13 protein-coding genes are annotated in these 19,294 nt (G+C 57.7%); 5 read left to right on the forward strand and 8 right to left on the reverse strand.

Features of this window, described 5'->3' with window-relative positions; genetic code table 11:
* Positions 1 to 55 precede the first annotated feature (55 nt).
* A complete protein-coding gene (locus B9A24_RS16220) occupies positions 56 to 1,087 on the reverse strand; it encodes a hypothetical protein (protein ID WP_143434983.1) in 1,032 nt (343 codons plus the stop codon).
* A 217-nt stretch (positions 1,088 to 1,304) separates the two neighbouring features.
* On the reverse strand, positions 1,305 to 2,234 hold the full coding sequence (locus tag B9A24_RS16225; protein ID WP_084447067.1) for a DUF389 domain-containing protein: 930 nt from the start codon (positions 2,232 to 2,234) through the stop codon (positions 1,305 to 1,307).
* A 319-nt stretch (positions 2,235 to 2,553) separates the two neighbouring features.
* Here B9A24_RS16225 and B9A24_RS16230 point away from each other — a divergent pair, with 319 nt between their 5' ends.
* Entirely contained in the window at positions 2,554 to 3,195 is a 642-nt protein-coding gene (locus tag B9A24_RS16230; protein WP_084447068.1) for a hypothetical protein, read from the forward strand.
* A 175-nt stretch (positions 3,196 to 3,370) separates the two neighbouring features.
* On the opposite strand, the gene mtaB is transcribed toward B9A24_RS16230, so the two are convergent.
* From mtaB to B9A24_RS16245, 3 genes are all read right to left on the reverse strand, one after another.
* Complete coding sequence (mtaB, locus tag B9A24_RS16235) at positions 3,371 to 4,687, reverse strand: tRNA (N(6)-L-threonylcarbamoyladenosine(37)-C(2))-methylthiotransferase MtaB (RefSeq protein ID WP_084447083.1); 1,317 nt, start codon at positions 4,685 to 4,687, stop codon at positions 3,371 to 3,373.
* A 187-nt stretch (positions 4,688 to 4,874) separates the two neighbouring features.
* Positions 4,875 to 5,237, reverse strand: a complete 363-nt coding sequence (locus tag B9A24_RS16240) for a hypothetical protein (protein WP_143434984.1) — start codon at positions 5,235 to 5,237, stop codon at positions 4,875 to 4,877.
* Positions 5,238 to 5,290: 53 nt separating this feature from the next.
* Positions 5,291 to 7,156, reverse strand: a complete 1,866-nt coding sequence (locus B9A24_RS16245; RefSeq protein ID WP_084447070.1) for an LTA synthase family protein — start codon at positions 7,154 to 7,156, stop codon at positions 5,291 to 5,293.
* Between the two features lie 316 nt (positions 7,157 to 7,472).
* On the opposite strand from B9A24_RS16245, the gene B9A24_RS16250 reads away from it, so the two are divergent.
* Both B9A24_RS16250 and B9A24_RS16255 read left to right on the forward strand, forming a co-directional pair.
* Positions 7,473 to 9,662: a glutamine synthetase III family protein gene (locus B9A24_RS16250; protein WP_084447071.1), complete on the forward strand. Its 2,190-nt coding sequence runs from the start codon at positions 7,473 to 7,475 to the stop codon at positions 9,660 to 9,662.
* A gap of 395 nt (positions 9,663 to 10,057) precedes the next feature.
* The gene (locus tag B9A24_RS16255) at positions 10,058 to 11,080 is read left to right on the forward strand and encodes a restriction endonuclease (RefSeq protein ID WP_084447072.1); all 1,023 of its coding nucleotides are present in this window, start codon (positions 10,058 to 10,060) and stop codon (positions 11,078 to 11,080) included.
* Positions 11,081 to 11,637: 557 nt separating this feature from the next.
* Here B9A24_RS16255 and B9A24_RS16260 read toward each other — a convergent pair.
* Positions 11,638 to 14,175, reverse strand: a complete 2,538-nt coding sequence (locus B9A24_RS16260) for a zinc-dependent metalloprotease (RefSeq protein ID WP_084447073.1) — start codon at positions 14,173 to 14,175, stop codon at positions 11,638 to 11,640.
* Between the two features lie 39 nt (positions 14,176 to 14,214).
* On the reverse strand, positions 14,215 to 14,475 hold the full coding sequence (locus B9A24_RS16265) for a glycoside hydrolase family 88 protein (protein WP_317044255.1): 261 nt from the start codon (positions 14,473 to 14,475) through the stop codon (positions 14,215 to 14,217).
* A 376-nt stretch (positions 14,476 to 14,851) separates the two neighbouring features.
* On the opposite strand from B9A24_RS16265, the gene B9A24_RS16270 reads away from it, so the two are divergent.
* Together B9A24_RS16270 and B9A24_RS16275 are read left to right on the forward strand one after the other, a co-directional pair.
* Complete coding sequence (locus B9A24_RS16270; protein ID WP_143434985.1) at positions 14,852 to 15,352, forward strand: LamG domain-containing protein; 501 nt, start codon at positions 14,852 to 14,854, stop codon at positions 15,350 to 15,352.
* Between the two features lie 387 nt (positions 15,353 to 15,739).
* Positions 15,740 to 16,270 (forward strand): GAF domain-containing protein, encoded by a 531-nt coding sequence (locus B9A24_RS16275; protein WP_084447075.1) that lies wholly within the window; start codon positions 15,740 to 15,742, stop codon positions 16,268 to 16,270.
* 35 nt (positions 16,271 to 16,305) lie between these two features.
* Here the strand turns inward: B9A24_RS16275 and B9A24_RS16280 are convergent, their stop codons facing one another.
* Positions 16,306 to 18,936, reverse strand: a complete 2,631-nt coding sequence (locus B9A24_RS16280) for an MGH1-like glycoside hydrolase domain-containing protein (RefSeq protein ID WP_084447076.1) — start codon at positions 18,934 to 18,936, stop codon at positions 16,306 to 16,308.
* Between the last annotated feature and the right edge of the window lie 358 nt (positions 18,937 to 19,294).

Here is a 19,294-nt window from a genome sequence, read left to right on the forward strand (position 1 = left end):
CCCGACGTACGTCGGTGGTGGGCTTTTTTTTGTTGTTGAGCCGGGTTATCGGCCCTTATATCACAGACCTGTCGGCCACGGCCATGTCGTGGGGTACGGCGCGCCGGCCCCCAAAGGCAGCGGCGGCAGCGCCCAAACCCAACCCCAGCGCGGCCAGCAAAGCGGCTTTGGAAAGTCCTTCGGCGGCTTTATCACCCGTTTCGCGGGCCTGGGCTTCGACCTTTACCTTGGCTTCGTCAAACTTTACGCGGGCCTGCTTGGCCGTCGCAATCCAGTTGTCTACCACTTGCTCCGACTCGGCGCGGCTCTTGCCCGTACGCTGCATCACCACGTTCACGGCCGCGTCGCGGTCGGCGGCGTCGCCGATATTTTCGGCCCGGCTGGTGAGGCGGTCAATCACGTCGTCGAAGTTATCGCCCGTAGCCTGTGGGTTGGCGGCACTCTGGCCCGCTTCGGCTTTGGCCTCGCGGCCGGCGGCTGTGGCCTGACGCTCCAGGTTTTCCGGGCTCAGCTCGGATTTACCGGTTTGGCGCAGCAGCAGGCGTGCCTCGCGCTTAAGATCCGTCATATCAATGCCGCGCTCTTTCAGCTCACCTTTAATGGCTTCGCCCGCTTCCGGGGCTACGGCGGCAATACCACGGCCCGCTCCGCTCAGGGCTCGGCCTGCGACGCCCGTTACGCCCCCAATAATGCGGCCCACCGCCGTCGTGAGTAAGTAAAACGTGAGCAGCGTAACCACGGCCCAGGTTAGCAAGCCGTGCAGCAGGCCGTCGGTGGGGCGGGGCATTCCGGCCAGGCGGCTGGCCACCGTCGCGCCCAGATACAAGGAAACCAGCATACTCACTACCCACCAGATAGCGGCTCCAATACCGATACCGGCCATGGGGTTCTGCTCTTCCAGGGGATCGATGGTGCCCAGACCAATACCTAGGCCCAGCAAGCTCAAGGCCAGCTGAATAACCAGCGCCAGGACCGCCCCGGCGAAAATGGCGCCCCAGGAGATGCGCTTGACAACCGCCATCGGCGCCGAAGTGGGCCCAGAGGTCATGGTAATGATCCGATTAGGATCGTTGGTAGGAGTGTTCATATAGCAGGTAATGGTTGGGAGCGGCGCAGTAGCCGCCCGGTAGAAAGAAAAGCCCGATAGGCTGGTAAAATTTAGCTCCGCTTACGGCCAGAATTACAGATAAGTTGTAAATAAGCCGGCTTTTGACCAAGCGCGGATGTGCTCAAGCTCAGCGCTCTAACGATAAAACTACCAATGACTTACTCCAATCTAAATGCACTACTTAGCCCATTCATTCTTACGCCAATGGCTTGCGCCGATGCACGAAGCGCTGCTTGAACCACAAAAACGGAATCCCTAACCCCACGATAAAGCCCCAGTCCGCCCCAAATCGCTCCAGGCCTTCCAGCGCTAGCTCCGGTCGGCCTACCGCCAGTCCGGCCCCAATTAGCGTCGCGGCTGGGATGAAGGCCATCGCAATGAGGGGACCAGCCTGAAAGCTGCGCCGGAATGCCGCCAGCATGACCACGCCCGCCAGGGCCCCGGCTGCCGCGATCAGCAGCTCCATCAGATGGGGGTGGGCCAGGTGCTTTACTTCCGGATTTTCGGCCAGGGCAGAGCCCGTTGTTTCGCCGGCGGCCACCAGGGCCAACATGGTCAGAGCCGCCGCTGCTATCAGTACCGCGTAGCCGGCAAAAGTGGAGCGGAAGCCGCGCCACACCACGGGCCAGCGGCCCAGCACGAGGCCCAGCGGCACCTTGGTCATGGGGTCGAAGCCGGGGGCGATGATGGCCGAGGCGACGAAGGCAATGGCCTGCGGAACCGGCTCCGATACGAGCCCGATGGCACAGATAATGCCCCCCAGCGCCATCAGCAGCAGATAATTGGGGGTAATAGCTCCCTGGTGGCGCAGGCCGCTTTCCATCTCCTCCCAGATGGCCTCATCCTTATCATCTTCAATGGTTTCCTGCTCGGCGGGGGCAATGAAGCTGGCCGCCTCGCTGGTCACGATGCTCAGGGCGTGGTCATCGGGCACGGCAGCCCGCACGCGGCGCAGCACCTCGTCGGCCCCGCGGTTGAGCACATGCACGATGAGAATGTCGCCCACGGGCTTGACCGAAGCGCTGCGCTGCACACTCAGGCCAATCACTTCTTCCAGTGCCACCAAGTTTTCGCGCAGGGTGTCGGTGGCAGTGGGCGGCACAGTAATCTCCAGGGTTCGATGCATAATAAGGTAACAGAGGGTGAACTAGATATAAGCTGGGTTTTGGTCGCGACCCACCCGTTTGTACGGCCCGCTGGCTTCTCTGTTTGCCCCGGTGGCTTCACTTGCCGGGTATCTTCTACATCCCGCGCCGTGGCTCTATAAGTCCTAGAGTCGGGCCTGCGCGACCTCTATTCCTGTTGGGTTAAAAATGCCACCTGAAAGAGCATCATTAAAGCCTTGTTCTACATGAAGAGTGCGTATTTCAACGATTGCTACCACCGGTGCGACTTTGCTCTTTATTTACTTGTACATTTGTTGGAGTATAAATATACATTTGGGCATGAAAGAAGAATCGGTTTCTCAGCGCTTCGCCGCTTTGATCGGCGACCTTGGCATTTCTAAAAACGCTTTTGCCAAATCATTAGGGCGTACTGCTACTGTCGTACAGCACTTGATAGATGGCCGTAATAAGCCAGGCTTTGATTTGTTAGAGACGCTTTTTACTATTTATCCAAATGTTTCAAAGGACTGGATCATGTTGGGTAAAGGTCCGCGCTACACTGATCAAGCCGCCGATACTGGCGCGGCGCCAGAGGAAAGCCAGCCACTTCCTGCGCCCTCTAAGCCCTCAGATGCCCCGCTCCTAATCCCGACAATTGCCCCCCAGCTCCCAACGCGGTCCGTAGCACCCGCGGATTTGTCCCCTGCCCCCAAAGCAGCGCCAACCGTAGCGCCGCCCGTTTCAGAGGTAGCGGCTCCGCCGGCCATAGCCGGAAAGGCGGCAACACCGCCAGTAGCCGAAGCCGTTAGCAGCTCAGCTCCCGCCGCACCAGCCGCGCCCACTCCACCCGCCGGCCCCGACGCGCATCTGCTGGCCCAGCAGGTGATTCATCAGTTAGCTATGGCCGAGCAGCGTGCCCAGTTTCTGGAGCAACAGCAGCAGCTAATGCACCAAATGATAGAACTGATGCGCAAATCCTGACCACAGACCCAACTGAATTTCGCGGATTGCACGGCTTTCGTAGACGGCTTCCAGATTTAGCAAAAAAGCCCCCGGAACAATTTCCGGGGGGCTTTTTTGCTAAATCATAAAGAGGTATTAAACCAAAATCGACTACAAAATCCGTGTCATTCATTTAATCCGATAAATACGTGGTTCAGACAAATATTCCCATTTCCTCGGCTTCCATTTGCCCTTGTGGGTTAACAGCCGTCAGGCGCAGGCGCTTCAGCTCACCTACCAGCAAAGGGTCATATTTGGCGGCCACGCGGATATAGTTCGGCGTAAAGCCTTCCATCACGCCGTTGGTCACGTCGTCCTCGAAGAGGACTTCGGCGTCGTAGCCGGTGTGCTGGGCGTAGAAATGGCGCTTTTTCTTCTCCGACAGGCTCCGCAGCTGGGTGGTGCGCTCGTGGCGCACACGGTCCTGTATGCGGCCGGGCAAGGTGGGCGCCAGGGTATTTTCGCGCTCTGAGTAGGGAAAAACGTGCAGGTAGCTGATATCCAGCTCATTCAGAAACTGGTAGGTTTCCAGAAAATCTTCCTCCGTTTCGTCCGGAAAACCGACAATCACATCCACCCCAATGCAGGCGTGGGGCATTACTTCTTTAATCAGGCGCACGCGGTCGGCGTAGAGGGCGCGGCGGTAGCGGCGGCGCATCAGGCCCAGAATCTTGTCGGAGCCGCTTTGCAGTGGAATGTGGAAGTGGGGCATAAATCGCCGCGACCGCGCCACGAAGCGAATTACCTCGTCGGTGAGCAAGTTGGGCTCGCAGCTCGAAATGCGAAAGCGGCTGATGCCGGCCACTTCGTCCAGGGCTTGCACCAGGTCGTAAAAACTCTCTTTGCGCTCCCGATTTGCCCCCTGCAAGCCAAAGTCGCCCAGGTTCACGCCCGTCAGTACGATTTCCTTGACGCCCGTCGTTGCTAAACTCTGCACGCGCTCTATCACGCTCCGCACGCTGCCCGAGCGACTCTGGCCGCGGGCCAGCGGAATGGTGCAGAAGGAGCAGGAGTAGTCGCAGCCGTCCTGCACTTTCAGGAAGGTGCGCGTGCGGTCGCCGAAGGAGTGGGCGGCGTGAAACTCGGTGGCCGCCGAAATGGGGCTGGCGTACACCTGAGCCTGGGTGCCTTTTTCGAAGCCAGCCAGAATATCCACGAGTTGAAATTTCTCGGCGGCACCCAATACGGCGTGCACGCCCGGAATCTCGGCTATTTCCTGGGGCTTGAGCTGGGCGTAGCAGCCCACGATGGTCACAAAGGCCTCTGGGTTGTGCTTGAGGGCCTCTTTCACCACTTTCCGGCATTTGCGGTCGGCGTGGTCGGTGACGGAGCAGGTATTGATAACGTAGATATCGGCCGCGTCCTCGAAGGGGACTTTACGGAAGCCACGCTCCTCAAACTGCCGCCCGATGGCCGACGTCTCGGAGAAATTGAGCTTGCAGCCCAAGGTGTAAAAAGCAACTTTCTTCATTTCCATATAACTAGCCGCAAAGGTACGAAGCCGTCGCCTTAGCGCGTCCGCAAGTAGTAGTCGGGAGTGGTGCTCTGCGCGGAGCCACGCGTCAGCCGTCGTTAGCGGGCAGAGGCAGGCGCGCGGGAATTCGCTTTGCTCATGCACGGAGTGCTACTTACCTGCTACTCCGCGCTGCTAGTTGTAGTCACCCCGTTGCCGTCACCTCTCGCAGGCGCTGCATCAGCTCCTCCAGGCGCAGCGGCGCGAGGTCGGCGGCGGTCAGCGCGGGCGTCAGCGCCTGCTGCTCATCCTGCCAGAACACGGCCGGCAGCGCCGGGTTTTTCAGCCCTGGAAACTGCTGCTGAAACTCGTCGCGGTGCAGAAAACGGCTTTCCAGGGGCAGCGATTGCAGAAACTGCCGCCAATCGGGCCGCATATGGGTGGTGCCGTAGGTGATGCCGCACAGCGAGCAGGGATAGGTGCGGGGCGAGAGGATCTTGTGCGCCATATCCAGCAGGCCGTTGGCCAGGCCCGCGTCGGCGTTGTAAACGAACAAAAGCTTTCTCATGAGAAGTCATTTAAAAAACAGACCGGCTGTTGCCGCACGGCCATCAAACCGGGTTACTTCCGCAAATAATCCTCAAACGACACCTGCTGATACGCCTGCCCTTGCCGTACCTGCGCATCCGGCACGCCGGCATCACGCGAAATCACGCGCCGGGCTACGTGGTCATAAGTAACGGCGCCGGCGGGGGAGAGCATGCCGAAGCCATCATTAAAGTTGTAGAACGCGAAAGAGTTTCCCCCCGGCCGCAGCAAATCGCGGCCCCAGGTGTAGTCGTTGGATGGCAGGCCAAGCTGCGTTAATAGGGTAGTGGCCACGTCGGTTTGGGCGCCGAAGGCGGTGATGGTACGGCCACGGGCCTCCGGGCGAAGGGCCCCACCGGCCAGCACCAGCGGAATATGAAACTTGGCCGGGCTTTCATTGGCTGAGTTGTCGGGCAATGGATGCCCATGATCAGCCACGAGTACGACCAGCGTATTCTCCCACCAGGGCTGCCGGCTGGCCTGTCGCAGAAAGCGTCCCAGGGCCCAATCGGTGTAATAAATGGAGTTGCGAAACAGCGCCGTTTCGCTGGTGCCGGGAAATTTCTTCGGAATCGGAATCTCGAAGGGTTCGTGGCTGCTGAGGGTGAAGGCGGTGAGGAAAAAGGGCTGGCCGGGGGGCTTTTTCTGGCTTAAATCGGTGAGGATACGGTTGAAAAGCACATGATCGTGGGCACCCCACTTGGAGTTCTGGTCCTGGGGGGCAAAATCGGCGCGCTCGGTAAGCTGGTCGTAGCCGGCGGCCACGAGGTAGCTTTTCATGTTGGCAAAGGCCAGCTCGCCCCCATAGTAATAGGCGCTGCGGTAGCCGGCCTGCTTGAAAGAGCGGGCCAGATGGGGCAGTTTTTCGGTTTTGCGCGGCACCTTAATAATGCTGCCGGTAGGCTGATTGGGGTAGCCACTAAGCAGGGCCACCAGGCCTTTCTGGCTCCGGTCGCCACTGGCGTAGACGTTGGTGAACAGCACGCCGGTGCGGGCCAGGCTATCCAGATTCGGTGTCACGCCCTGCTCGCCGCCCGTGCTGCCCACGAACTTGGCCGTGAAGCTTTCCAGGATGATAAACAGCACGTTGGGCCGGGGCGTACGCAGGATATTATAGTTGCTCAAATTGGCGGTAGCGGGAGCAGCGTAGAGCTGCTTTACCAGACGTTGGGCCGTCGAATCGGGCATGAAATGGTACGGATTCGGGCCGCTGTTCTTGAGTAGCAGCGAGTTCAGCACGTTCCAGGGCACGTTTACGGCCGCGTGGTTAGCGAAAGGCTGGCTGGAAAAATACACATCGCTCTGGTTGATCGGGATTTGCTGCAACCCTCCGCGCAGCGGCACCACCAGCAACGCCAGCAGCAGCAGACTCACCAGCGCCGCCCGCGCCCGCCCAAAACCCGCCGGCAAGGTGGGCAGCCGGCCAACAATTTTGGTATATAATACCCAGCCCAGCACCAGCAAACCTCCAAAAATGCCCCCCAGCAGCCCCAGCGGTGCGCTGCCGGCCGAGGCGACCATCTCGGCCGGCGAGTCGAGATATTGCAGGGGCGTGGTATCGAGGCGGAAGCCCCAGGCGCGGTACAGCTCTAGGTCGGCCACGGTCAGGACGCTGACGACTACGCCCATCACAGCCGTGTAAAAGCGAATCAGACGATCGGTAGGAAAGCGCGAACCGGCCAGATTGCCCCCCAGCAGCAGCAAAAAGGGAATAATACACAGATACGCGGCCGTCGAAGCATCCAGCTGCAGGCCGTAGCCAAAAATACCCCGCACAGTGCTCCACGCCAAAGCAGCCGTCTTGGCCGTGTGATATCCCAGAAAAATAGCCTTCGCGGCCACAAAAAAGACCAGCCAGAACAAAAAATACCACGACTGGAAGGCAAAGCGGTTTCTCACCCGGCAAAGGTAACGCAGGGAGGCAAGGATGAAAGTAGGAGGGAATTCTGAGAGAAGACGTCGGCCTTTGTATGACCTTCATATCCTTATTAAGAATGCCATGCGGCGCATCGCGCGCGCTGATAGCAGGAGTAATAATTCGACGATTGGGAGCGAGATGTGCCGCTCTGCATGACCACCTTATGAAAAATAGATCATTTTTGATAGAAAGCTAAAGAATCGCGTAAACAACCCTTAAATTTGAGGGGGTGTTTGGAAAATAATACATCCTTACTCTACATTTGCCCTTATAAAACAAACCCCGCCCAAACTTTACATGGCAATTCTCCGCTTTAAAGCCCTCGAATTAGTAGATCAGCGCCGGCCCATGCCCGTGACGCAGTCCGGGGAGCGTCGCTCCGATACATTTGGTCGTAACGTGTTCAACCTGGATGCGATGCGTGCTACGATGCCGGGCGAGTACTTCAAAAAGCTGCAATCGGCCGTAAAGCAGGGCACGCCGGTAGAGCATGGCGTGGCCGACGCGGTGGCTTCGGCCATGAAAACCTGGGCCATGGCCAAAGGTGCCACGCACTACACGCACTGGTTTCAGCCCCTGACTGGAGCCACGGCCGAAAAGCACGACTCCTTCTTCGACCTGAGCTCCGACGGTCGCCCCATCGAGAATTTCAAGGGCTCGGCCCTGGTGCAGCAAGAGCCCGACGCGTCCAGCTTCCCCAACGGTGGTATCCGCAATACCTTCGAGGCCCGCGGCTACACGGCCTGGGACCCCACTTCGCCCGCTTTCCTGATTGAAACCGCGGGGGCCAAAACCCTGTGCATTCCCACGATTTTCGTGGCCTACACCGGCGAGGCCCTGGATTATAAAGCCCCCCTGCTCAAGTCGCTGGCTATTCTGGAGCAGGCCGCCGTGGACGTTTGCCAGTATTTTGATAAGGACGTCAGCCGCGTGAATACCACGCTCGGCATTGAGCAGGAGTATTTTCTGGTCGATAAAGCCCTCTACGACGCCCGCCCCGACCTGGTGATGACTGGCCGCACCCTTTTTGGCCACGCCCCGGCCAAGGGTCAGCAGCTCGAAGACCATTACTTCGGCTCCATCCCAAGTCGGGTACACGCCTTCATGCTCGACTATGAGGAAGAGGCGAACCGCCTCGGAATTCCGCTGCGCACCCGCCATAACGAGGTGGCTCCCAACCAGTTTGAGTGCGCGCCCACCTTCGAGGACGCCAACCTGGCCGTGGACCACAACCAACTCCTGATGGACATCATGGAGCGCGTAGCCGAGCAGCACAACTTCAAGGTGCTCCTCCACGAAAAGCCTTTTGCCGGCGTAAACGGGTCGGGCAAGCATAACAACTGGGCCATGAGCACCGATACGGGCGTGAACCTGCTCGCGCCCGGCCGTCGGCCCAAGGAAAACCTGCAATTCCTGGCTTTTTTCATCACCACCATCAAGGCCGTGCATCGCTACGCTGATTTGCTGCGCGCCAGCATTGCCTCGGCCTCCAATGACCATCGCCTGGGAGCCAACGAAGCGCCCCCGGCCATCATGTCGGTGTTCGTGGGCTCTCAGCTCAACTCGGTGCTGGATGAGCTGGAGCGCACCGCCAAGCTGCCGCTCGACAAGGGCGACAACATCTACCTCAAGCTCGGAATCGACAAGATTCCGGCTATCCTGCTCGATAACACTGACCGCAACCGTACCTCGCCCTTTGCCTTCACCGGCAACAAGTTTGAGTTGCGCGCCGTGGGCTCCTCGGCCAACTGCTCCTCGGCCATGACGGTGCTCAACACCATCGTAGCCAATCAGCTGATTGCCTTCAAAGAGTCGGTAGATGAGCTGATTGAGCAGGGCAAAAAGAAGGAAGTGGCCATCGTGGAAGTGCTGCGCGACTACGTGATTTCGTCCAAAGCCATTCGCTTCGAGGGCAACGGCTACTCGCAGGAGTGGGAAGAGGAGGCGGAGCGCCGGGGCCTGGCCAACGTGCGTACCACGCCGCTGGCCCTCGACGCCCTGACGCGCGAGGACGCGGCCAATCTGTTCAGCCATCACAATATCTTTTCGAAGATAGAGCTGCACGCCCGCCACGAAATCCTGCTGGAAGACTACATCAAGAAAATCCAGATTGAGAGCCGCACCATGGGCGACTTGGCCATCAATCACGTTATTCCGACGGCTTTGGCGTACCAGACCAAGCTCATCACCAACATTCGCGGTCTGCGCGAGCTGGGCCTCGACGACGAGTTCTCGCAGGTGACGGTGGATACGATCAAGGCCATTTCGCGCCACATCTCCACCATCAAAACCACGGTGGATGAGATGATTGAGCGTCGTAAAAAGGCCAACAAGATCGAGGATACCCGCGAGCGGGCCATTGCTTACTGCGACGAGGTAAAGACATGTTTCGACCCCATCCGCCGCTCCGCCGACAAGCTGGAGCTGATGGTGGCCGATGAGGACTGGCCGCTGGTAAAGTACCGCGAACTGATGTTCCGGCACTAAGCCCAGCGAACAGGATCGAACCGGAGTTGGGTGGGAATTTTCTCCGGTTCCGATACTAGTAAAAAAGCCGTTTCCGGGTGGGGACGGCTTTTTTGTGTTTGGGCTTAACCGTGACTTGTAAAAACATGCTTTAAACAGCCTCATGCGCGTTTTTGCAAATAAGTTTAAGCATCGTTAGTTAGCATTAAGCATTGACCCGCCCCCAATTTTAGGCCTTCGTGCGCGCCATGCGGCTTTGAGTTTATGAATTTCACAGATGGGAAGGTCAGTGACACCTTATTGATTTTTATATGAAGGGATACATAGTATGTAATGCTATCATATGGGGCCACAACTGATGATTAAAATTTCGTATATCGAAGGAGTTTTACAAGAAACTTTTCTTAATAAAGTTTATGAGCAAAGAGTCCGACGAATTTGAAAAAACTATTGCAGAAGTATACCGGTTGCTTGTGACTACTAATGAACAAGTAACATGGAACGATACGGTGCCTGATCCTGATAACCCAAGCCAGCCACGCCAAATTGACATATCAATTAAAAATGACTCATTCGTAACACATATTGAATGTAGAATGCATCGTAATAAGCAAGATGTGAAATGGATAGAGGAGCTTTATGGAAGAAGGAAAAGTCTTGGGGTAAATGCGCTTATTGCCGTGTCCTCCTCTGGATTTACAAGTGGTGCAATAATAAAAGCAAAGCGCTTCAATATTGAAATTAGAGATACAATATCTTTACGAGAAAATGAAATTGTTTCTTGGGGGAAATTAATTGCTATTACGACAATATATATTGCGTTCGATGATTTATCTGTTGAGTGTCTTTTAGATATATCAGAAATTACTAAAGATAATCTTGAAGTGGATACAAGAGGTTTGCTGGATGACTTACAGGGCTTTGTAAATGATTTTCTAAGTTTTATATGCAATAAATTTCTTAACTTATATGGTCATTTGTCTCCACTCGACATTCCTCCAGGAGAAATAGATATGCCTCCATTAATTAAAGAAATAAATCCGCCTCTGTATATAGGAGATTATACAATGTCACATATCGCTTTTGCAACAAAGGGCCTTAAATTAGTGCATAAGAATCTATATATTCACGAAGCAATACTTTTTGGAAACCCAAATGAGGGAATCAAAGAAAGAGAAATAAGTATACAAAAATTTATGAAAGATGGGGGTGAATATATTGATTCACCTGCGTCAGCTAAGCTTTCGTTTAATCTACTAAATCTAGATAGTGTAGATAATAGTGTGTTTATTGGTTTAGTAATCAATGATTTGCAAAAAAAACCAATTTTAGTTAAATTCGATCAAGAGAGTAGAACTCATAATAAGAATTATGCCTTTATTTTTCGTATTGGTTGTATGCCGAGTAGCGGAGCTAAAGGACCAAAATATGAATTATGAAAGTAGCCCTTTATGCCCGCGTATCGACAGCCAACAAGGATCAAGATCCAGAAAACCGACTATCCTGCGCCGGGAAGCCGAACGTGCCGGCGATATCGTGTACAAAGAATACATAAGGACTCGGGCCGCAAGTCCAACCGTAAAGCTTTTCATCAACTGCTGGCCGATGCTGGCAAGCGCCGCTTCAAGATGGTGTGGGCAATACATCGCCCACAGCTGGCGGCGACCAACTCATGCAGCTCCCCACCAAACTCGTGACAGTGCGGAAGCAACAAAACGAGCGTATGGATAGCTGGGCACGAGAATCCAAATTGGTTTAGAGCCTTTACAATTCAAAAAAAGTTCTTTGAAAACGGCATTTCCGAGGGCTTTTACTGAGGTATAAAACCTATTTGAAATAAAGTGCACTGCTTGGCGCTAGTTATTTACCTTAAGAAGACTAAAGCCATCCATCTTAAAACCAGAGTCTCTGTAATGCGCACTCGCAGCTTATACGCTACCAATTAGCGCTCTAACCTACATTAGACGACCTTACAACAATCAGCGCGCGGTAATAGCTACTCCACAAAACCCGTAGCCGGCATGCCGATGGGAGCGCCGGGGGGCATTTCTACCGCCGGCGGGGGAGTGAACGTCTTGGGGTCGGCCCGGAACTGCTCGATTTGCGACAAGCCAAACAGCAGGTTGGCTTGCTGCGGCCCTTTGCCCCGCTTCACTTGTCCGCGCATCCACTGCTGCAAGTCATCTACCGCCAGCAGGGCCTGTCCGCGCACGCTGGCGGAGGCTCTGGTATCGGCCGCGAGCTGCAACAGGTACTTCAGAGTTAAGTTGTTGACCACCGTTTGGAGCGCGCCGGCGTAGCCGGTTTCGGGCTTGGCGCGCCAGGTACGCGCCAGCAGTTTCTCCACTACTGGCATAAACCCAGGCTGTCGGCTGTCGCGGGCCTGGTATTCAATCAGGCGCGCGGCGCGCTGGGGGTTCAGCAGTGAGGCGATGGTCGGGCCGGCGGCAGCTTCGGCGGCAGCCAGCGGGTCGAAGGTGGGGCCGGTGTAGCCCGCAAAGGTTTCCAGGGTCTTGGGGTAGCCCGAGGGCCGGGGCGGAATCTTGGCAATCAGCGCCTCGGGCAGCTGCAGTGCGGCCGGCGTGACGGTCGTGAGCAGGGCCTCAAACGCCTGCCACTGCACGGCCGGGTCTACCATCTGGGTAGGAGCCTGCCCGTCGTTTTTCACGGCGTGGGTGAAAAATTGCCCCCCAACCGATTTGGCCACGGCTTCCACCTGGTAGCGGTGGAGCAGATACATGGGCACCAACACCTCTTCCAGTGTAGCCATGGGCGCTTCCGAGCGAATGGCTTTTTCAGAAAACCGGTCCAGTACGTGGCGGCGCACCTTCATGAGCGTGGCTAGCTGGGCAATTGGGTCGGGGCCGTCTTCCCACTGATTGGCGGCCGGGTGCGCGTAGCCGCCAATGTCGGGGATAAAGCGGTGGCCCTGCCGCAGGGTTTCCTGCATGATGCGCTCGAGCGCCTGGTTTTCGTCGGTGCCCTTGGGAAAGTCGGCGTACCCCCACATGACCGCACGCTTATCCCAGCTGCCAATGCCCACGGCGTAGGCCTGCGACAGGTCGAGGCTGCCGTCGGGCCGCAGGCTGAAGCGCGGAAAAGGATAATCCATCACCGAAGCCCGGTCTTTGGTGCTGGCCGTAAAGTTGTGGTGCAGCCCTAACGTATGGCCGATTTCGTGGGCCGACAGCTGACGAATACGGGCCAGCGCCAACTGCTCCATCTGGTCGGATACGGGCTTGCCGTCCTCGTAGGGTTGCAGCAGGCCTTCGGCAATGAGGTAGTCCTGCCGGTGCCGGTCGGCGCCCAACGACACAATGCCTTTGATGATTTCCCCCGTGCGCGGGTCCACGTAACTGGCTCCGTACGAATAGGCCCGCGGGACACCGGACCGGTTAATCCAGTTGACCATGTTATAGCGAATGTCCATAGGGTCGGCGCCCACGGGCAGCTCCTTGACCTGGAAGGCATCCTTATAGCCCGCCGCTTCAAAGGCCTGATTCCACCACGCGCCGCCTTCCAGTAGCGCTTTTTTAATAGAGGCCGGCGCGCCCCGGTCGACGTAGTACACGATGGGCTTCACGGCTTCGCTGACGGCTGCCGCCGGGTCCTTCTTTTCCAGGCGGTGCCGCACGATGAAGCGCTGCGCCAACGGTTGGCTCATAGAAGCAGCAAAGTCCAGGTAGCTGAAGTCCTGGAAGCCGGAGCGGGGGTCAAACTTGCGGGGGCGGAATCCTGTTGCGGGCAGCTCAATGAAGGCCTGGTGCATCTGCACGGTCACGGCATTCGGGTCAGGCGCGAGGGAATAGTCGGCGCCCCGGCCGGGCGTGCTCGTAAACGTGACCATAGCTTCGAACTCCGTGTTCTTAGGGAAGTTGCGGGTGTTCTCCAGGTACACGGCCGAGCGCGACTCGTCGACTTTGTAGCTAATGGGCTGCCCGCTGCCTGGCCCGCCCATCAGGCTGGCGCCGGGCCCCTGATACCCGCGACTACCCAATCCTTCGGCAATTTTTTGGCTATCCCGCACCAGAAAAGGAGTCAGGTCCAGCAACACTTTTGAGCCTTCCGTGGCCACCGGGGCAAATCCCCAGATAACCGATTTGGCAAACGCATTGTCGACTGCCCGCTGCTCATCGGCGTTGTCCGTCACGGCCCGGTAGTCGTAGTTGGGTACGATCAGCAGAATTTTGCCCCCCACGCGGATAAATTTGGCGATGGCTGAGCTGCTCTGGCCCCGCTCGATTCCCTTGCCTACGCTGCTGGCTAGGGAGCCGAAGTACAAAAATTCCTGGTCAAACCTATCTACTTCCAGCAAGATTTTGCCCGTTTTCTGGTCGTAGTAAAAGGGGAAGTAGCCATCGAATTTCCGCATCCCCTTGATCTGCGAGGCCAATGAGCCTACTGGCTTGGCAGCGACCACCTTGTTCGTAGCCGTGGGGGATGGGGTGGTTTGCTGGGCTAGGGCTGTGGGTCCCAGCAGGGTTAGCAGGCCGACTTGTAGTAGAGCAAAAGAGTTCGGTGTAGCGTGCTTCATGCGGGAAAGGAGTAGGGGTGCGACGTAAGCCAGGTAAGGTTACAATAATATAGACAAGGAAGCCAACGTCCGCATTGTTGGCCCAGCGCACCTGGACGGTACTGGCCGACGGCACCGGGCTGCGGCCGTGTGGTCGGCGGGCAGCACATCGAGCAGTTCAACCTTTGTCAGCAGTACCCAGCTGTTGGTGTGGGCCCAGTGAAACTCGGGGTGTACGCTCATCTCCTGCACCCAGCCGTGCATGTACAGGTCCTTCGACTTATTGAACACGCGGGGGGCAAATTGGGTGACCTGCTTCACGGCCTCATCGTAGTAGCGCCGCTCGCCGGTGGGCCTCCCATCTGGGCCAGGACCGGGACGCTCATGTACAAATCATCGAGCCGGCGCGGCTCAGTTGGGTACTTTTGAGCAGAAGTAGAAGCAACGGCCGCCGGATAGCTAGGGAATTACGCCCAACATACCTGCACTGTACTGTTGGTGCTGAACCATTGCGGGCGGTACCCGGTCTTACCTGGCGGATAATTGACAAGCCCGCCGTTCTCTTCTTTTTTGCGTTTTCTATCTATGCTGCGCCACTACCTTATTTCTGCCTTGATTTTGCTGGCACCCCTCTCGAGGAGCTGGGGCAGTGCATGCGGGATACGGCCTTGTACAGTGCCGCTAACCCAACCGGGCAGTGAGAACAGATTTTTTTGACGGATTTGATAATCAGGTGCATACGTTAGCCAGCTGGTATCTGGACCGGGCCGGCGACGAGAACATGGATCGGCTGCACTGTTTCGACTCCACCCCGGACCTGGTGGGCGGCAGCAACCAAGCGTTGCGACTACTGACAGAAGATAATGTCCAGTTCCTGCGCATCACGGCTACCCCCGACGGCTCGGCGGCGTGTACCCCCCGGAGCCGCTACCGCTCGGGAGGCTTGCGCCTCAAGCCCAACCCGCTAATGGATGCTGCGGCTAAAGACATTTATGCCCTGAAACAAGGGTTATTTGAAGTTCGCTGCCGGCTTCCGCGCTACAAGGGCCGCACGACAAACTATGGCGCCAACGTCTCTTTCTGGCTGTTAAGCAATGATATGGAGTGCGACGTGCTGGAGGGCAACGTGCTGGAGGGCAACGACGGACGCTCCGGCTTTTCGACCACTTTGCACAATTTGGAAGGCGGCCGCTACTGACTGCACGCGCCCTCCAAGCACGGGAGAGCGAGCCCCACCGTTTCTGGCAAGCCACCTACACCTACACGCCACCCTACGCGGGCGCCCCGCTCCTGGATGAATGCTTTCACACGTACGCCCTTGCGCTGGTTGGGCAAAGCCGAGCAGGGACAGCAGCCAGAAGAGCAAGAGCAGAGTTCGTATGTCGGGGCAGAATGGGAGGCATACAAAGGGAAGAAAAACAAGAACGCAAGCTAAAAAAGATGTTCTTCTCCTGAATCGTAATCTCCTGCTGTCAAATAACATCGATCCTCGCTTGTACCAGTAACGTAAGACAGTGCAATCGGCTTAACGGGCGCAGGTTGGCCCTACGCTGCTGGTAATGCTATCTATTGCCGCTCAACCCTTATGACTGTCCCAATTTTAACCGAACTCGAGTCAGTGCTGGCGGCGAGCGCTTCGCCCGCTAAGCGCCTGCAAAGCGCCCTCGACCTGATAGGGCCCCACCTGGGCGTGGACCGCTGTTTTCTGTACGTCCGCGACCCGGCGCAGGCGCGAGGCCGCATCGCTTTTGTCTGGCGAAAGGATGCGGCCGTGCCCGACCCGCGCCACCCCTGGCAGGACGACACGGGCGACTTGCCGAAAGAAGATCCGCTGTTTCAGGCAGCGCTGGCGGCCCAGCCATCGGTGTATGTCGAGGACGTGAACCAGGCCACTCCAGAGGTACTTAACCAAGACTTTGAGCGGCGCACCTTTGGGCACCGAGCCCTGGTGCACGCGCATATTACTGAGCATAAGCAGCTGTGGGGCATCCTGCAGCCCTGCACGTTTGACGGGCCACGGGCCTGGACCCCGGCCAATCGGGATTACCTGGAAGGCGCCGCACCTCTTTTTCTCCCCGGTATCCAGGCATACATGGGCTCATTAGGCAAGATATAAGGGCCGGTAAATAAGCAGTGGGTTTATCCTGGCGATTATGTGCGGGGCTGTAATAGCTTGGCAATGAGGCCGGTCCAGCCGGTTTGGTGGCTGGCCCCAAGGCCCTGGCCGGTGTCGCCGTGGAAGTACTCGTGAAAGAGCAGATAGTCGCGGAAGTGTGGGTCCTGTTGCAGGCGCGGGTTGGTGCCCAGGGCGGGACGCACGCCGGCCTCATTGCGCAGAAACAGCTTGGTGAGCCGCGCACTCAGGGCATCAGCAACTTGAAGCAGGGTGCTAAACTGGCCCGAGCCCGTAGGATACTCCACCTTGAACTCGTCGCCGTAGTAGTGGTGGAAGCGTTGCAACGACTCAATTAACAGAAAATTAAGGGGCAGCCAAATGGGTCCCCGCCAGTTGGAATTGCCGCCATAGATGTTCGTTTCTGACTCGCCCGGCTCGTAGCGCACCGTCAGCTCCTGGCCTGCGTAGTGCAGCCGGCAGGGGTGGGCGAGGTGGTAGCGGGACAGCGAGCGGATGCCGTACTCAGACAGAAACTCAGCCTCATCGAGGGCTCTGGCCAGGAGGCGCTTCATGCGGTGGCCGCGTAGCAAGGAAAGCAGGTGCGTGGCCTGCTCTCCCGGTTCCTGCCAGCGCGAGACCAGGCTGGCCAGGTGGGGGCGATTTTCCAGAAACCAATGCAGCCGGGCCCCAAACTGGGGGACGCATTGGAGGAGTTCGTCGTCCAGCACTTCCACCGCAAACAGCGGAATCAAGCCCACCAGGGAGCGGGTTTTGAGTAGCTGCCGACCATTATCGGGGGTGTGGAGGGCATCGTAGTAAAACTCGTCCTCCTCGTCCCAGAGGTCTTTGTGCGCCTCGCCCATATTCGTCATAGCTCCGGCGATGTAGAGGAAGTGCTCGAAGAACTTGGTTGCCAGGTCCTGATAAATCGGGTTAACGCGGGCCAGCTCCAGGGCCATGCGCATCATGTTCAGGGCGTACATAGCCATCCAGCTGGTGGCGTCGGCTTGCTCCAGGCTGGTGCCATTGGGTAGCGGCGCCGAGCGGTCGAACAAGCCAATGTTATCCAGCCCCAAAAAGCCCCCCTCAAAGATGTTGCGGCCGTCGCGGTCCTTGCGGTTTACCCACCAGGTAAAGTTGAGCAGCAGGCGGTGAAACACCGTTCCCAAAAAGTCGGTGTCGCCGGGGCCGCCGCTGTGTTTCTGGCACATCTTGTACACGCGCCAGGCCGCCCAGGCGTGCACGGGCGGGTTCACGTCACTCAGGTTCCACTCGTAAGCCGGCAGCTGCCCGTTGGGGTGCATGTACCAGTCCTGACAGAGCAGGCGCAGCTGATGCTTGGCAAATTCGGGGTCCAGCTGCGCCAGGGGCAGGCAGTGAAAAGCAAGGTCCCAGGCCGCATACCACGGGTACTCCCACTTGTCGGGCATGGAGATAATGTCGGCGTTGTTCAGGTGCTTCCAGCCCGCGTTGCGGCCGTGCTGCCGCTGGGCCGGCGGGGGCGGGGTGGCTGGGTCGCCATCAAGCCACCGTGGCACGTCGTAGTAGTAAAACTGCTTGCTCCAGAGCATCCCGGCAAAGGCCTGACGCTGTACGCGGCGGGCGTCCGGGCTGGTCAGCGCGGCCTGCACGGCGACGTAGTACTGGTCGGCTTCCTGGCATCGCTGCCGCAGGAGCTGGTCAAAATCGGCGAAGGGCCGCGCTTGGCCGGCTGGGCCCAGCCGCACGCGCACCACCTGCGCCGTACCGGCCGCGATGGTGAGAGGGTAGTAAGCCGCCGCCTTCGTTCCCGCCTGCGCCGGGTTGATGGTGGCTGCCCCGTGCACGAGGTAGTCGTTTATACCGTCCTTAAAATACGCTACTGGTTGGGTGGGGGCTGTTTTGTACAGGCGCAGGGTGTTGGTTTCATTGTCGCAGAACAGCAGCGTAGGGTCCTGGTCGCAGTACAGGCACATCTCGCCTAGCTTCTGGTGATGCACCGCGATGGTACCGCCCGCCGGACCCGCTTCCAGCTGGGGGCGGCAGCTATCCAAGCCCCAGGCCCAGGTATTACGAAACCAGAGCTGGGGCATTACATGTACCGAGGCCGCCACCGGGCCGCGGTTATGTACAGTTATCTGCAGCAGAATATCGTCGGGAGCGGCTTTGGCATACTCAATCGACACGTCGAAATAGCGGTCTTCGTGAAAGGCCCCCGTATCGAGCAACTCGAATTCGGGCTGGTGGCGGCTCCGGCGCGCGTTTTCCTGCACCAGCCACTCGTAAGGAAACGCGTGCTGCGGATACTTGTACAGCAGCTGCATGTAGGAGTGCGTGGGGACGTTATCGAGGTAGTAGTACAGCTCCTTCACGTCCTCGCCGTGGTTGCCTTCCGGGCCGCTCAGTCCAAACAGCCGCTCTTTCAGAATGGGGTCGCGGCCGTTCCACAGCCCTACCGAAAGGCAGAGCAATTGCTGGTCATCAGAAATGCCCCCCAGCCCGTCCTCGCCCCAGCGGTAGGCATAGCTGCGGGCCATGTCATGGGTGCAGTACTGCCAAGCATGGCCGTCGGCTGAATAGTCCTCGCGCACCGTGCCCCATTGGCGCTCAGCCAGATAGGGTCCCCACTTGCGCCAGGGGGCGCGGCCCGTCTGGGCCGCCGCCAATCGTTCGTGTTCGGGAGTCATTCGTCGGGTGCGTCAGCCGGGAGGTAGGAAACAGGCGAGCAGGCCGCTCAGGTCGCCCGCAACAAGCTACTACCTTATTTTATTTTGTCGCTGCACTTATATCACAGGTCTCCCGGATGAGCTGGAGCTCTTTTGCCCCATACTACTACTATTAGAAAGGAAACAGCCAGAAAGTGCAATGCCAGCAGATGCCAACTGATACGCTTTAACTGTGTTGCCATATATTTCGAAGAGGAGCGGAGTGCAGCTACAAGCAAGGTGCTTTAACTCAAGAAACAGATCTCTTTGGTTTCCGCTGACCTTAGCTAAACTCGTGCTTCTGTCTGTCCTGCTGGTGGCGGACTGATGGAAAACCGGG

It is taken from the genome of Hymenobacter roseosalivarius DSM 11622 (assembly GCF_900176135.1).
Taxonomy (GTDB): domain Bacteria; phylum Bacteroidota; class Bacteroidia; order Cytophagales; family Hymenobacteraceae; genus Hymenobacter; species Hymenobacter roseosalivarius.